The organism is Photobacterium sp. GB-1, assembly GCF_003026165.1.
GTDB lineage: Bacteria > Pseudomonadota > Gammaproteobacteria > Enterobacterales > Vibrionaceae > Photobacterium.
In genome coordinates this window covers 112,152-127,942 of sequence record NZ_PYOB01000005.1, presented here as the reverse complement: position 1 = coordinate 127,942, position 15,791 = coordinate 112,152, and the positions used below count along the sequence as shown (strand labels likewise).

11 protein-coding genes are annotated in these 15,791 nt (G+C 39.6%); all 11 read left to right on the top strand.

Features of this window, described 5'->3' with window-relative positions:
- The first annotated feature begins 310 nt into the window (after positions 1 to 310).
- Positions 311 to 1,177, top strand: coding sequence for a formate transporter FocA (focA, locus tag C9J45_RS07745; RefSeq protein ID WP_107292384.1), 867 nt, complete (start codon positions 311 to 313; stop codon positions 1,175 to 1,177).
- A gap of 60 nt (positions 1,178 to 1,237) precedes the next feature.
- Positions 1,238 to 3,511 carry a formate C-acetyltransferase gene (pflB, locus tag C9J45_RS07740; RefSeq protein WP_105059643.1) on the top strand — a complete coding sequence of 758 codons (2,274 nt, stop codon included), beginning with the start codon at positions 1,238 to 1,240 and terminating at the stop codon, positions 3,509 to 3,511.
- 311 nt (positions 3,512 to 3,822) lie between these two features.
- A complete protein-coding gene (gene pflA, locus C9J45_RS07735; RefSeq protein ID WP_107206011.1) occupies positions 3,823 to 4,563 on the top strand; it encodes a pyruvate formate lyase 1-activating protein in 741 nt (246 codons plus the stop codon).
- 594 nt (positions 4,564 to 5,157) lie between these two features.
- Entirely contained in the window at positions 5,158 to 6,912 is a 1,755-nt protein-coding gene (locus C9J45_RS07730; protein ID WP_107290887.1) for a formate--tetrahydrofolate ligase, read from the top strand.
- Between the two features lie 289 nt (positions 6,913 to 7,201).
- Positions 7,202 to 7,708, top strand: a complete 507-nt coding sequence (locus C9J45_RS07725; protein ID WP_107206009.1) for a YfbU family protein — start codon at positions 7,202 to 7,204, stop codon at positions 7,706 to 7,708.
- A gap of 245 nt (positions 7,709 to 7,953) precedes the next feature.
- On the top strand, positions 7,954 to 9,204 hold the full coding sequence (locus C9J45_RS07720; protein WP_107206008.1) for an ABC transporter substrate-binding protein: 1,251 nt from the start codon (positions 7,954 to 7,956) through the stop codon (positions 9,202 to 9,204).
- On the top strand, positions 9,201 to 11,585 hold the full coding sequence (locus tag C9J45_RS07715) for an ATP-binding protein (protein ID WP_107206007.1): 2,385 nt from the start codon (positions 9,201 to 9,203) through the stop codon (positions 11,583 to 11,585). The genes C9J45_RS07720 and C9J45_RS07715 overlap by 4 nt, the downstream gene beginning before the upstream one ends.
- Positions 11,575 to 12,849, top strand: a complete 1,275-nt coding sequence (locus tag C9J45_RS07710) for a sigma-54 dependent transcriptional regulator (RefSeq protein WP_107206006.1) — start codon at positions 11,575 to 11,577, stop codon at positions 12,847 to 12,849. Before C9J45_RS07715 ends, C9J45_RS07710 begins: the two co-directional genes overlap by 11 nt.
- 138 nt (positions 12,850 to 12,987) lie before the next feature.
- The gene (gene rlmA, locus C9J45_RS07705; protein ID WP_107247382.1) at positions 12,988 to 13,818 is read left to right on the top strand and encodes a 23S rRNA (guanine(745)-N(1))-methyltransferase; all 831 of its coding nucleotides are present in this window, start codon (positions 12,988 to 12,990) and stop codon (positions 13,816 to 13,818) included.
- Between the two features lie 124 nt (positions 13,819 to 13,942).
- Positions 13,943 to 14,905, top strand: a complete 963-nt coding sequence (locus tag C9J45_RS07700) for a ChaN family lipoprotein (protein WP_107260049.1) — start codon at positions 13,943 to 13,945, stop codon at positions 14,903 to 14,905.
- 442 nt (positions 14,906 to 15,347) lie between these two features.
- Positions 15,348 to 15,656 (top strand): DUF6172 family protein, encoded by a 309-nt coding sequence (locus C9J45_RS07695; protein WP_105059635.1) that lies wholly within the window; start codon positions 15,348 to 15,350, stop codon positions 15,654 to 15,656.
- Positions 15,657 to 15,791: the final 135 nt, after the last annotated feature.

Here is a 15,791-nt window from a genome sequence, read left to right as displayed (position 1 = left end):
AATGTCTCACATACGTTAAATAAAACCCAAAAAAACAACAAACACATGATAAATAACAACTATTCTTTTTTGGTATTTAAAGACCAGCCAAATGTAATAAAATTACATTAAAATTTTCTTTAGTTTTATCAAAAAAATTATATCGTTAATTTTCAATAATTTACAATCATGAGAGATATAACAAAATGTCTAATTTTGTTATAAATTTTCACAGCAATGATCTAGGTCAAATATATGATGCGTCACCTTTGGTATTATCTCCTCAGCGAATTAAATCTCACTTCAACTCAATTAAAGAGCACCTGAGAAAATGGAAAATAATTCTTTCGACTCGTTAATGCCACCAGCAATGGCAAAAAAAGCTGAAGAAGTCGGTGTTTACAAAGCAACTAAGCACCCACTACAATCTTTCTTCTTAGCGATTACCGCTGGTGTATTCATCTCTATTGCATTTGTGTTCTACACAACGGTAACTACAGGTGCAGGCGATATGCCATGGGGTATGGCAAAATTCGTTGGTGCATTAGCATTCAGCCTTGGCCTTATTTTAGTCGTTATTTGCGGCGGCGAGCTTTTCACTTCTTCTGTTCTCATCACTGTTGCTCGCGCAAGTAATCGAATTACTACTGGTCAATTATTACGAAATTGGGTTGTTGTTTATGTTGGTAACTTCATCGGCGCGTCATTCTTCGTAATTTGCATTTGGCTAGCAAAACAACACCTTGGCGATAATGGCCAATGGGGTATTACGGCGATGAAAATAGCTCAGCACAAACTGCACCATACCTTCGGTCAAGCCGTAATACTTGGTATGTTATGTAACTTAATGGTGTGTCTAGCCGTATGGATGACATACTCTTGCCGAAGCGCAACAGATAAAATCATGGTTATGCTATTACCTGTTGCTATGTTTGTTGCTTGTGGTTTTGAGCACAGTATTGCAAATATGTTTATGATCCCAATGGGCATCGTTATCCATAACTTTGCATCGCCAGAATTTTGGACAATGACGGGCGTAGCCCCTTCACATTTCGCAGATTTAACAGTTAACAATTTTATTATGAACAACTTAATTCCAGTCACTATAGGTAACATTATTGGTGGTGGTTTCTTAGTTGGTCTCACATACTGGGTTATTCATCGTCGTCCGGAACTTAACGGCAATAAAAAGCACTAAGTTCTAACGTCGGTAACAGGTATTTTTTTCTACTGAAATAGATAGATAGGTAGGTATACAATGGCAGAGCAATTTGCTGGATGGGAAGGCTTTACAGCTGGTGATTGGCAGAACGAAGTAAACGTTCGTGACTTTATCCAAAAGAACTACACTCCTTACGAGGGTGACGGCTCTTTCCTTGAAACAGAAGCAACTCCAGCTACAGCGAAACTTTGGGACGCTGTAATGGAAGGCATCAAACAGGAAAACGCGACTCACGCACCTGTTGATTTTGATACAGATGTTGCCTCTACTATCACTGCACATGATGCAGGTTACATTGAGAAAGAACTAGAAACTATTGTTGGTCTTCAAACTGACGCGCCTCTTAAGCGTGCTTTGATCCCTAACGGTGGTATCCGCATGATCGAAAATTCATGCAAAGTATACGGTCGTGAATTAGACCCTATGCTTAACAAGGTTTACTCTGAACTACGTAAAACACACAACCAAGGTGTTTTCGATGTTTACACGCCTTCAATCCTTAAGTGTCGTAAGTCTGGTGTTCTAACTGGTCTTCCTGATGCATACGGCCGTGGTCGTATCATTGGTGACTACCGCCGCGTAGCACTTTACGGTATTGATTACCTAATGAAGGAAAAACTAGCTCAATTCGCTTCTCTAGAAGAAGAGTTTTTGAATGGTGAAGACCTTCAGATGACGATGCAACGCCGTGAAGAAATTTGCGAACAGCACCGTGCACTTGGTCAAATCAAAGAGATGGCTGCTAAGTACGGTTGTGATATCTCACTTCCAGCTGTTACTGCACAAGAAGCTATCCAGTGGACTTACTTCGGCTACCTAGCTGCTGTTAAATCACAAAACGGTGCTGCAATGTCTCTAGGTCGTACTTCGACTTTCCTAGACATCTTCATCGAGCGTGATATCGCTGCGGGTAAGATCACTGAAGCACAAGCGCAAGAAATGATCGACCACTTCGTAATGAAACTACGTATGGTTCGTTTCCTACGTACGCCTGAGTACGATGAGTTATTCTCTGGCGACCCAATCTGGGCAACAGAATCAATGGGTGGTATGGGTCTTGACGGTCGTACACTAGTTACACGTACTAACTTCCGTTTCCTAAACAGCCTATACACTATGGGTCCTTCTCCAGAGCCAAACATCACTGTTCTTTGGTCTGAAAAACTACCTGTAGGCTTCAAGAAGTTCTGTGCGAAGGTATCTATCGATACATCTTCTATCCAGTACGAAAATGATGACCTAATGCGTCCAGACATGAACTCTGACGATTACGCAATCGCTTGTTGTGTATCTCCAATGGTTGTTGGTAAGCAAATGCAGTTCTTCGGTGCTCGTGCTAACCTTGCTAAGACTATGCTTTATGCAATCAACGGCGGTGTAGATGAGAAGCTTAAGATTCAAGTAGGTCCTAAGACTGAAAAAGTAACTGCTGAAGTTCTTGACTACACAGATACTATGGATCGCCTAGATCACTTCATGGATTGGTTAGCAACAACTTACGTTGCAGCACTTAACGCTATCCATTGGAGCCACGACAAGTACAGCTACGAAGCATCGCTAATGGCTCTACACGATCGTGACATCAAGCGTACAATGGCTTGTGGTATCGCTGGTCTTTCTGTTGCAGCTGACTCACTATCAGCTATCAAATACGCAAAAGTTAAACCAATCCGTGATGAAGACGGTATTGCAATCGACTTCGAAATCGAAGGCGACTACCCTAAATTCGGTAACAACGATGCTCGCGTAGATGACATCGCTTGTGACCTAGTTGAGCGCTTCATGAACAAGATCCGTACTCACAAAATGTACCGTGATGCGATCCCAACTCAGTCTATCCTAACTATCACATCTAACGTTGTGTACGGTAAGAAGACGGGTAACACACCAGACGGTCGTCGTGCAGGTGCTCCTTTCGCACCAGGTGCTAACCCAATGCACGGTCGTGATGAGAAAGGTGCTGTAGCATCTCTAACATCTGTAGGTAAACTACCATTTGCTCACGCTAAAGATGGTATTTCTTACACATTCTCTATCGTACCGAACGCGCTAGGTAAAGATCTTGATACTCAAGAAAACAACCTAGCAGGCCTAATGGATGGTTACTTCCACCATGAGTCTGGCATTGAAGGTGGTCAACACCTAAACGTTAACGTTCTTAACCGCGAAACGCTTGAAGACGCAGTTAAAAACCCAGAGAAATACCCACAGCTAACTATCCGTGTATCGGGTTACGCAGTGCGTTTTAACTCTCTAACGCCAGAGCAGCAAGCTGACGTTATCTCTCGTACTTTCACTGCATCTCTATAATATAGAGCGTACAGTTTAGTATGTAGGAAACTTGTTTCCTGATAAAAACCGGTCTTAATGGCCGGTTTTTTTATGTCTACATATATTCCCCACAAGCCTCGCTATTGTTTATCGACTCAATGCAGATTTTTTAATAATTACAACATATCTATTACCAATAAAGTCATCTCTCCAAATTTTTATAAGTTAGCGATAAATTGACACAAAATAAGAGAATACCCCTAATTTCCATCCCGATATTTCGCTACAATACCCTAGTGGTTTGTAATAAAATAACACTCAAATAAACGCAGCATGCGGAGAAGTAATCAATGTCAGCAATAGGTCGTATTCACTCATTTGAATCTTGCGGAACCGTCGATGGACCTGGTATCCGTTTTATTGTTTTTCTGCAAGGTTGCTTAATGCGCTGTCAGTACTGTCATAACCGTGATACATGGGATACTCATGGTGGTCGTGAAGCTACGGTAGACGAACTTATGCATGAAGCGAAATCATACCGTCACTTTATGAATTCATCTGGCGGCGGTGTTACTGCTTCTGGTGGCGAAGCAATGCTTCAACCTGAATTTGTTCGTGACTTTTTCCGTGCTGCGCAAGCTGAAGGGATCCATACCTGCTTAGATACCAACGGTTATATTCGCAAACATACTGATGTGGTTGATGAAGTGTTAGACGCAACGGATCTTGTGATGCTAGATCTTAAGCAAATGGATGATGGTGTTCACCAAAATCTGGTTGGTGTTTCCAATAAACGCGTACTCGACTTTGCTCGTTACCTGCACCAACGCGGTCAAAAAACTTGGATCCGTTATGTTGTTGTTCCGGGTTACACCGATGACGAACATTCTGCACATCAACTTGGTGAGTTCATAAAAGATATGGACAATATCGAGAAGATCGAACTACTTCCTTACCATCAACTCGGTGAGCACAAGTGGGAAGCTATGGGCTTTGAATACCCGTTAGCCGGTGTGAAACCACCGAAAAAAGAAACCATGGAAGCGATTAAAGAAATCCTTTCTAGTTATGGCCATAAAGTGATGTACTAATCCACTCAACAAAAAATACAAAAAGCGAGCATTAGCTCGCTTTTTAATACGTGTTAAACGGTAACTATCTTAACGGGATAATGGCAAAATAATCGTCAAAAAGGTGATAAAAAATAACATAATGCCAATCGAAAGTGGTGCTGTATGTTTCAACGTAGTCACTGGCTCGTTCATTGATAGCTTCCTTTAATATTTTTAATGATTTTGATATATATCAAATTTTAAAGTGTAATGATGAATAAACACACAGCCAATATTGCAACCAGAGTTTACAGTATTCACCAAATTCATCTTCATACTTCTACTCTATATATCGATATACTGCTTCTGCTCTAGTGACTAAATAACCACTTTCTTATTCTTTTATTACCTATCTCTAAAACGCATTCAATAAATCTTATATACGGTACAAAACGCAACCAAAAACAGCAGCAATTTATAACAACAAAAATAAAATTAACCATGATAAAATGATGGTATAAAAGAAAAGCAAACGATTGCGTCACTATATACATCTTTATCTATAGTATTTAAAACCAACACCATCAATATCACGCAGATACGCATGATTTCCACTGTGAGGATATAGCCTATATGAAAAGCGACATCGATATTTGCCGTGACACCCTACTCTCTCCGATTGAAGGCATTGCCAAAAAAGCGGGTATTCAACCACAGGAACTGACACCGCAAGGTTCATTAAAAGCAAAAATAAAACCTGCCATTTTGAATCGGTTATCGGATCAAGCAGAAGGGAAACTGGTGGTCGTTACTGCGATTACACCAACCCCACTAGGAGAAGGAAAAACCGTTACAACAATTGGTTTAGCACAAGGGTTAGCAAAAATTGATCGCTCAGTAATGGCTTGTATTCGACAGCCGTCAATGGGACCTGTCTTTGGCGTAAAAGGTGGCGCAGCGGGCGGCGGTTATAGCCAAGTCGCACCAATGGATAAGCTAAACCTTCATCTTACGGGTGATATTCATGCGGTTACGGCAGCGCATAACCTTGCAGCTGCTGCAATTGATGCTCGCTTATATCATGAATCACGTTTAGGTTATGATCTATTCAGTGAAAAAACTGGATTACCTGCGCTACGTATCGACATTAATAACATCACTTGGAAACGCGTGATGGATCATAATGATCGTGCTTTGAGAATGATCACCATCGGTCAAAATGAACCAGATAAAACCATTAATGGTTTAGAGCGCCATGACGGCTTTGATATCACAGCCGCCTCTGAACTCATGGCTATTTTAGCACTTGCCGATGATCTCCATGATATGCGTAAACGCATTGGCCGTATTGTCGTCGCTTATGATCTTGATGGTAATCCTGTTACTACAGAAGATCTGCAAGTAGCAGGAGCCATGACTGTCACTCTCTGCGATGCCATTGAGCCCACCCTAATGCAAACGTTAGAAGGCGTACCCACTCTTATCCACGCAGGTCCTTTTGCCAATATCGCGCACGGAAATTCATCTATTATTGCAGACAAAATCGCATTAAAACTCAGTGACTTCACCATTACTGAAGGTGGCTTTGGCTCTGATATGGGATTTGAAAAAGCCTGTAATATTAAAGCCCAGCAAGCAAAAAGAGGCCCTGACTGTGCCGTTGTTGTGGCAACATTGCGTGGCTTAAAAGCCAACTCTGGTCTTTATGATTTACGTCCAGGACACGCTTTACCTGACGGTATTTTTGCCAAAGACAATGATGCGCTGGTTGCAGGGTTTGAAAACCTAAAATGGCATATCAGTAATGCCGCCCGTTATGGTGTTCCCGTTGTTGTCGCTATTAACCGTTTCCCACAAGATACAGATGAGGAATTAGCGCAACTACAAGCAATGATCAAAGCAGAGAGCTTTGACACTTTTGTAGACGTTGCTATCAGTGAAGCCTTTGGTAAAGGCGGTGAAGGGGCGATTAAACTCGCAGAGTGTGTGGTAAAAGCCTGCCAACATAAAGCAAACTTCACTCCTTTATATCAACTAAACCAGCCATTAGAAGAAAAAATAATGGCTGTGGCTGAAGTAGGATATGGGGCTAGTCATGTAGCGTTATCAGAGGTAGCTCAGCAACAATTAGTCAAATTTAAAGCTCTAGGGTTTGATGAGCTGGCTATTTGTATGGCAAAGACACCGCTATCTATTTCAACCGACCCTAGTATTAAAGGGGCACCAAAAGGCTTTACCGTCCCAGTACGTGAATTAAAATTGTGTGCAGGAGCTGGATTTATTTATGCTTTATGCGGCAATGTAATGACAATGCCAGGGTTACCTGAAAAGCCCGCATTTATGAATCTTGATATCGATGAGAATGGCAATATTATCGGCTTAAGCTAACAACGGCTAAAGGTTAACAATAAAAGGTTGTTGTTGCTTAACGCATGCAATAACAACCTGTTAAACGACGCTATCTTATACTTGCCCGAATACAGAGATAGCTATATTACTTTAACGATATCACTCGACAATAACCAAAAAAAAAAGACCTTAAAATAAATATGGCTTTTCATTTTTAATAATATACTGTAACAAAAAAAGATGCCCATATGGTGTCAGATCAATTTATTTTATACCTAACCTGCTACTCTCAATGGCAGAAAATAAAATATTAATGAGGCTAACTCAAATGGAAATGACCCACGCTCAACGCTTAATTTTATCTAATCAGTACTACTTGATGTCAAAACTGACACCTGAAAACGCAGCACATTATCGTCGCCTTCAAACCATTGTTGAACGTGGCTATTCATTACAAATGCGTGAACTAGATAAAGACTTTGGTGATTTACCTGAAGATGATTGCCGTCAAGTTATCGATTTTATGGAGATGTACCACGCTCTCCAAGAATCGTTTAATCTTGAAGATTGTCGTTGCGATGGTGCCAAAGATATTGATCAACGCCGATTACAATTCCTTGGTTTTGATGCTGCCACTGAAGCACAGCTTGTGCATTACGTCCGCTTCCTCGTTGATGATGAAGGTTTATATCCTCAATTTGAGAAAACAGAACATCGCTTCAATAGCCAAGTCCCAATGCTAGAAAAATACCAACGTATGCTAAAAGTATGGCGCAACTGTCCACGCCAATACCATTTATCTTGCAACGAAATTCAGCAAATAATCACAGCGTAAATTTTCATTCAGCCCTAAAAAACCGAGTCTATGCTCGGTTTTTTTATGGCATGATATATTTACCTTTGTCCCGATTAATAGCTATAAAACGCTCATAACATACCATATACACCTCTTTTTTGTGAACTATACCGTAAATTGCTATTGATATAAGGCATGAATTGTTACTAAATGGTATAGCTACATTCCTAATTATCTAAAAGTATAAAAATTTAGTCGAGATACGCTAGGGATTACGGATTAACATGGTACGCTTCTTTTCCTTCCTCTTTTTTTTCGCCACGCCAGTACTTGCCCAACCGACTCAGAATTTAATCGTTCTAACGACATTTTCAGAATCTGTACTAAACCCGATCGTTAAACAATTTAAACAGCAGTATCCAGAAAGCGAAGTTAGAGTCATTGTACGACGTGAAGAATCAGGGCTTCGGTTATTGCAACAGAACAACCATGATATTGATATTATCATTTCATCATCACCAACCTTCTTCCAGCCTCTAATCAATAGCCAAAAGTTATTACCGCTTCATGAAACTACAATTAGAAAAACGCCTCAGCAACTTTCACGTAATGTTTTTTCCTTCGGCCACACAGGATTCGGATTACTGTGGAACAATAACTATTTAAATAAGAATAAGTTACCAATTCCTAGCCGATTAAAGGATTTGATAAAACCTTATTACTATCGTCACATTAGTATTAGCAGTCCTTATCGTTCAGATACCACCCATTTAATGATTGAAAATATATTGCAGCAATATGGCTGGGTTGAAGGTTGGCGATTGCTCTATCAAATTGGAGGAAACCTAGCGTCAGTGGAAACCAGTGCGTTTTCACTCAGTGAGGCTATCTCTCGCGGTTTAATTGGAATAGGGCCGGTTGTTGATAGATATGCACACACTTATAAAAAACAATTTTCATTTGTTGATTTTAGCTATCAACCACAAAGCGCTTTATTACCCCATTATGTAGCCATGGTAAAAAACAGCCACCATTCACAATTTTCGAGAGATTTTGTGAGTTTATTACTTTCACAAGAATGCCAAACCAAATTAACAATTGACGGGCAACTCGCCAATAATGGTGATATTGGCCGAGATGAGTTTATTAAAAAAACGTTTAATGTTGCATCGCTAGATTACGATGTCATTCAGCAACGTTCAGGCTTAGTAAAGCACCTTTTTGAACAAACGATTAGTAGTCAACTTCCTCAACTTAACCAAGTATGGCAATTGCTGCATTCGATTGAAGCTTCATCAAATAAACTAACAAAACAACAACATGCTGATTTTCTTCATGCGAAACACTTAGCTTCTACCTCACCGATTGGCGTAGATGATTTAAAAAATAAGATATATCATGAGTTACCGCTATTTAGAGATAACCCGCAAGTTGATTATTTTAGACAGCAATGGCGGGGAAAAATGGCAGCACAACTTGAGCAAGCCATCGCATTAAGCCAAAAGATTATTAACGGGAATCCGGCATTGCAATGATCCGCTATATCAACAAGAAAACCATTGGTAGTCGCCTTATTATGGCGATTATTTTGATGGCATTTCTCACCATTACAGTCAGCCTTATTGCTGTCATCAACTGGGAAAAACTCAGCACACAAATTGAAACGATTACAGATAACAATATGCCAACCTTACAGGCAAGTTATCAGTTAGAACGCAACACCGCTGAGCTACAGGCAACATTGAATAACTTGGGCCAAAATACCAACCCGCTCAAGCATGAAACCATTAAAAACAAAATCACACATATTCTCGATAATATAAGCTTAGCCATTAATAACATTGCTAACCTACACTATTACCCCGCAATAAAATCAGGTCAACAAACCCTTGTTAAACAAATAGATAATTACACAACACTGTTACAACAGAGAAATAGTGGCTTGTTTACCTTAAAGCAGACAGAAAACAGCTTAAAATGGATCCATCACGATCTTATTGATGAACTGACACCACTACGCCAAGAAGTTGAGTGGAAACTCAATAACATGAACCGTCACGGAATTAAAAAAGACGCCGTTCAACTTGATGTTGTTAACAACGTTATGAATGAATTCTCATTAATTCAATCGATCACCATTAAAGAAAATGAGCTTCATCAATTAGTCGAAGAGATCGTTCAACAACGCAAAAATAGAGACATTGAAAACGCCTTTAATTTTATTGGTCATAAAATTACCGAGCTTAATGCTATTAGTAAGAATATTAGTAATTATCCTTCAGCCGTTCCATTTCGCCAATTATTAGAGAGATTTACCACAATCTTAAAACCAGGTGGTCAACTCGAACAACAACTAAAGCGGGATGTCGTTTTAGGGTTGCAAATAGACCGAGCTAAGCTGGATATTAAACAGCGCCTCTATCAGCAAGAAGAAATGATCCAAACATTGGTTGAACATGCAGATAACTCTCTTAAAAAACTAAATGATGAAACACATAGCGCTATTTTTCTGAGTAACACCATGTTATTTGGCGTTGTCTTTATTACTATCATACTCACTATTTTTCTCTCGGTTTACCTTGTCGGTAACGGTATTGTGAATCGCTTAAATTTATTAAGTAAAGATTTATACGCGGTTGCAAAAGGCGATCTTAATGTAAAAATTGCAACAACAGGCGAAGATGAGATAGGCATGCTTGGCGAAAACCTGCGTGACTTCTGTCAGCAAATGCAAGATATTCAAACCACCAATGCCCTTAACCTAATCAATAACACTCAGGCGAGCATCATCACTTGTAACATGCTAGGTGTAGTTGAATCTGTCAATTTACAGGCGCTAAAGCAATTTAACTTTGATCGTATAAGCCAACACCAAACATTATGGGATTTATTTGATAGCTCAGTATCTCATAAACTGATCCAACTCTTTGATCAAAAAAGCCCATTAAGACAATTAGGTGCCTATAAACTCACGGTTACCTTTAGTACAGACCAAAATAGCATCTTCTATCTCAGACTCGATTTTCGCGTATTCAAACAAGGTAATCAGGATAAAGTCATAATCACTATGACTGATATTACAGAACAAGAAAAAACCACCCGTTGGCTTGAAAGTAAGGTCACGGAAAAAACGCAATCATTGATATTAAGAAACCAACAACTAAAAGCCGAAATAGAAGATCGCAAACGTATCGAAGGGGATTTAATCGCCACTCAAGATGAATTAATCCAGGCGGCTAAAATGGTCACGGTTGGTCAAACCATGACATCACTCGCTCATGAGTTGAACCAGCCTCTTTCTGCTATTTCGACACGTCTATTTAGTGCGAAACTTGCAATTGATAACAAAAAATATGAAAAATTACCGGATAATATCGAAAAGATAGATGATTTAGTGATGCGTATGAGTAAACTGATCACTAGTTTACGTAATTTTGCAAAAAAACAGTCAGCAACGAATCCGTTAACGCGAGTTGATATTCAAGACTCGATCAAGCAAGCTATCGTCATCGTTGAAAGTCGCGCAAAAGTACAAAAGACAACCATAACAAACACCATTACCACACCGCTTTTTGTACAAGCCGATCAGGTACAACTTGAACAAGTACTGGTAAACCTACTGGTTAATAGCTGTGATGCTGTTGCTAGCTGTGAAGAACGCCAAATAACAATTCTTCAGCTAGAAAGCACAAAAAAAACTATCAGGATTGCAGTTTTAGATAGCGGTAATGGCTTTAGTCATGACATTATTGAGAAACTATTCATACCTTTTACGACAACAAAAGATGTTGGTCTTGGTCTAGGATTAAGCATCTGTGGTTCAATTATGACAAGGTTAAAAGGTAACATCTTCCTCGCTTCTGGTCTCACAGGTGGAGCGATGATTGTTTTGGAGTTAAAAAAAGATGATGAGTGATGAAATAAATGTACTGATTGTCGATGACGATCAAGATGTATTAGATGCCTACCAAGAGTTATTAGAGTTGTCAGGCTACAATGTAGCAACGGTTCAAGACTCAACCAAAGTAATTAATATGTTAAGTCATAATTGGTCTGGAGTGATTGTAACAGATATGTACATGCCCGGTTTAGATGGCATGGAACTATTAGAAAAAGTTCAAGATTTTGATAACGAAATTCCTGTCATTATCGTAACGGGTCATGGTGATATTCCAATGGCTGTTGACGCACTTAAAAAAGGGGCGATTGATTTTTTACAAAAGCCATTACAGCCTAACGAACTGATAAAACTATTAGAAAAGCATCTACCTCAGCGTAAAAAGATCATTGAACAGCGTAAAACATTGCATAATACCGCCACCGAGTTACTTCTCGGTGAGAGTCCATTGATTGTAAAAATACGCGAACAATTAAAACTGGTTGTTAATTCAACCAAGGATGCCTTAATTGAAGGTGAAAACGGCACGGGGCGTCATACCGTTGCTAAAATTCTGCATAAGAATAGCCCACTTCATCAAGGCCCGTTTATCGAGGTTGATGGCTCAAGTATTACTTGTACCCCCGATCTTCAACGTAGCATGATTTCAGCTCGCAGCGGGTGTTTGTGTTTAAGTAATCCACACATTATGCCAATCGAAAGCCAGCAATGGTTATGTCGTTTCTTATTAGAACAAGAGCGACAAGGTAAAAAAGAAGTGCGTTTACTTGCTCTATTCACAGGCTCACCTGAACCATCGGTGGAAAGTGAGCAGTTTTTACCTGAACTATTTTATTTTTTAAGCCAAGTACGTTTTAGTCTGCCGACACTGCGTCAACGTAGTAGCGATATTACCTTTATTTTTAAACACTACTTAAAACAGAGTTGTAAAAAACTTAATAAAGCATTACCTGCTATTGATAAAGCCTACATCAACACACTCTGTCGCTATGAGTGGCCAGGGAATGTCTTAGAGCTTAAAAACGTTGCAGAGTTATATGCCATTGGCATTGTGAAATTAGCCGGACAAGAGCGTTCTAAACCCCTTGAGCAAATGAGTAGCCCACTGGATGATTTAGTTGATGGCTATGAAAAACAAGTCATTGAAGATGCGCTATACCTGTTTGCAGGACGTATTAATGAAGTATCATCATATTTGCAAATCCCACGTAAAAAGCTTTATCTAAGAATGAAAAAGCATGGACTTGATAAAGCCGAATATAAAGTAAGACCAAGCCATTAAGCAGGTCTGCTCATCAATACTCCTTGAATAGAAGCCTTCTCTCGCGAAGGCTTTTTACTATCAGAACAAAAATACGTTAGCGACAACCCACAATAAGCATTACACTTAGCGGCTGTTTTTCCGCTTTGGTTTACTCTTATGTCCTATCAATGTCCTCTATGCCATGAGTCGCTTCTTCTTGACGCTCATAGCGAACAACCTAAAACCTACCGTTGTTGTAATAATCACCAATTTGATTTGGCAAAAGAAGGCTATGTGAATCTCATGCCTGCTCACCATAAAAGCTCGAAAAATCCTGGTGACAATAAAGAGATGATGCAAGCTCGTCGCCTATTTCTTAATACAGAGCATTATCAACCACTGCGTGATGCCGTCATTGCACAACTTGCATCACTTCTCCCTGATGGTGCGACTGAACTACTTGATATTGGTTGTGGTGAAGGCTACTACACCTCTGAATTTGTAAAACTACGCCAACAATTTCCTGCACTTTCCGTCCATGGTTTAGACATTTCAAAAGTTGCAGTGAAATACGCCGCTAAGCGTTACCCTGAATGTGATTTCTGTGTTGCATCAAGTCACCGTTTACCCTTTGCCGATCAATTATTTGATGGTGTAGTCCGTATTTATGCGCCATGTAAAGGTGAAGAGTTAGAACGCGCCATCAAACCCGGTGGAATTTTAGTGGCTGTGACCCCTGCACCCCGCCACTTATATCAATTAAAAGCATTAATTTATGATGGTGTACGCCTTCATGATGTCCCCGTTGAAACGATTCCTGGCTTTGATCTGGTTGCCGATGAGCAACTACACTACGACATGACATTAAGCGGTGAAGAAGCCACGGCATTGATGCAAATGACGCCGTTTGCTTGGAAAACATCAGAGCAAGTATGGCAGCAATTAGCTAACGCCAATAATTTCCATTGTGAGGCAGATTTCGCAATCCGCGTATATCGCCGCCAGTAACACTGTATTAATGCGAGTTATTACCATACGCAATTGATAATAACTCGTATTAACTATATTATTTATTATTGTTGTGAATTTTGCTTATTTTTAATCAATAAGCTCACTTTCAGGGATATCAATAATGAATAAATGGCTCGCTTTGAGTTTTAGCTTTGCCACACTTTTAACAGGTTGTGCATCTAACACCTCCGATATAACATCTTCGTCTTCAGCAAACCTAACCACGCTATACGACTACAGCATTACATCACCAAATGGAAAGACCTTAACAGTCGATCAATTAGCAACAGAGCTAAAGAATGCTGATATTATCTTAGTTGGTGAGTGGCATAGCCATCCTGCAGCTCACCTATTACAAAGCCAATTATTCGCTGCGTTATACCAACAAAATCCACAATTAACCTTATCAATGGAGCAATTCACCCGAGATAAACAAGCTGTTGTTGATCAATATCTTGCAGGTAAGATTGGTGAACGAACATTGGTATCGGAAGGTAATGCGTGGCCAAACTACGACAGTGATTACCGTCCGCTGGTTGAATTTGCCAAGCAGAATAACTTAGACGTGATTGCCGCTAATGCGCCAAAAAGTATTGTACGCTGTATTAGTAAAAATGGGCCTGAGTACTTAAATAAACTGCCACCATCAGAGCGTTCATGGATTGCACACCCATTGACTCTTAATAAAGATGCATATCAAACCAAATTTTTAAACTCAATGCATCACGGCAATGAAGAGCAAAACCTACGTATGTTTGCCGCACAAACCGCGTGGGACGATACTATGGCAGAAAGTATGGTCACGTATTTGAACACGCATCCAAATAAACAAATCATTCATGTCGCAGGTCGTTTTCATACCATGGAAGGACTGGGTACGGCTTCTCGCATTAAAGCGCGTAATCCCAATTTAAAAGTCGCACTTGTCACCCCAATAACAGCTTCAGAACTACTCTCTGATAATGCTCTAGATTATAAGGTTACTATGGCATCGCTTCCTGTTCGTTACGTACAAAAAGAAAAACAGAACAAAGCAATGATGGATATGATGAAAAGAAACAAGGATTTGAAGTGTTATAAATAACTTAAAGCAGTAAATTACCATAGCCCAGATAGAGCAGAACCCCATCGGCGGCCAAGCAGTTGGGGTTCTTAAGGGAGATAACAGCTATATCTCTTAGTAGCCATATTATAATGCCATAGCAACCTTTCTAATACCTGAACGGCATATCCATTCCGCCCATTTGATAGGTAAATGGCAACATAACTTTCATTAACATCCATAGCGAAAAACAGTGTAGATACTAATAATCCTCTATGTATTTTTTATGACAGCTATGTAGATATTTAGTTGCACTTTTTCGTTATTTTTTTTGAGAAAACTTTTTAAGACCACATTTCACTTTCTTTCCCCGAACGAAAAACACATGAAATCTTATCTCTGCCATCGCTACCCATCCCAAATTAAAGTAAAATAGAAAAAATACAGCTCTCCCAATTTTGAGCCAAAGAAAACTAGGAAAACCATGAAAAAAACATTTGCTTTAACCCACCCTAAAAAAGCTGTTCCTCGCGTTGTTGAAGCAGTGAAGTTTGAAGTTAAGAAATACCTACGTCGTGAGCGTAACAAAGCACTTCCTGCTGGCGCTGACTTTTGGGATTTTGATTGTAAGTTTGGTCATACCGAGCAAGAAGCCAAAGTTATTCATGTAAAAGAAATCAACAAGTACATCGATGAAGCTGAAAAGTTAGAACTACCATCATTATACTTAGAAATCTTGGCAAAGCCTGCAACACGCGCACAACGTCCAGATTTTGATTTCGACGAAGAATAATCACATAACGTTTTAGGTTATATTCTTTACGATAAAAGAGTCACTACGGTGGCTCTTTTTTATAAAAATAACAAACAGTTAAATATCATAAAATTTAAATAACCTTTTATTTAAAATATATTTAAAAAACGATAG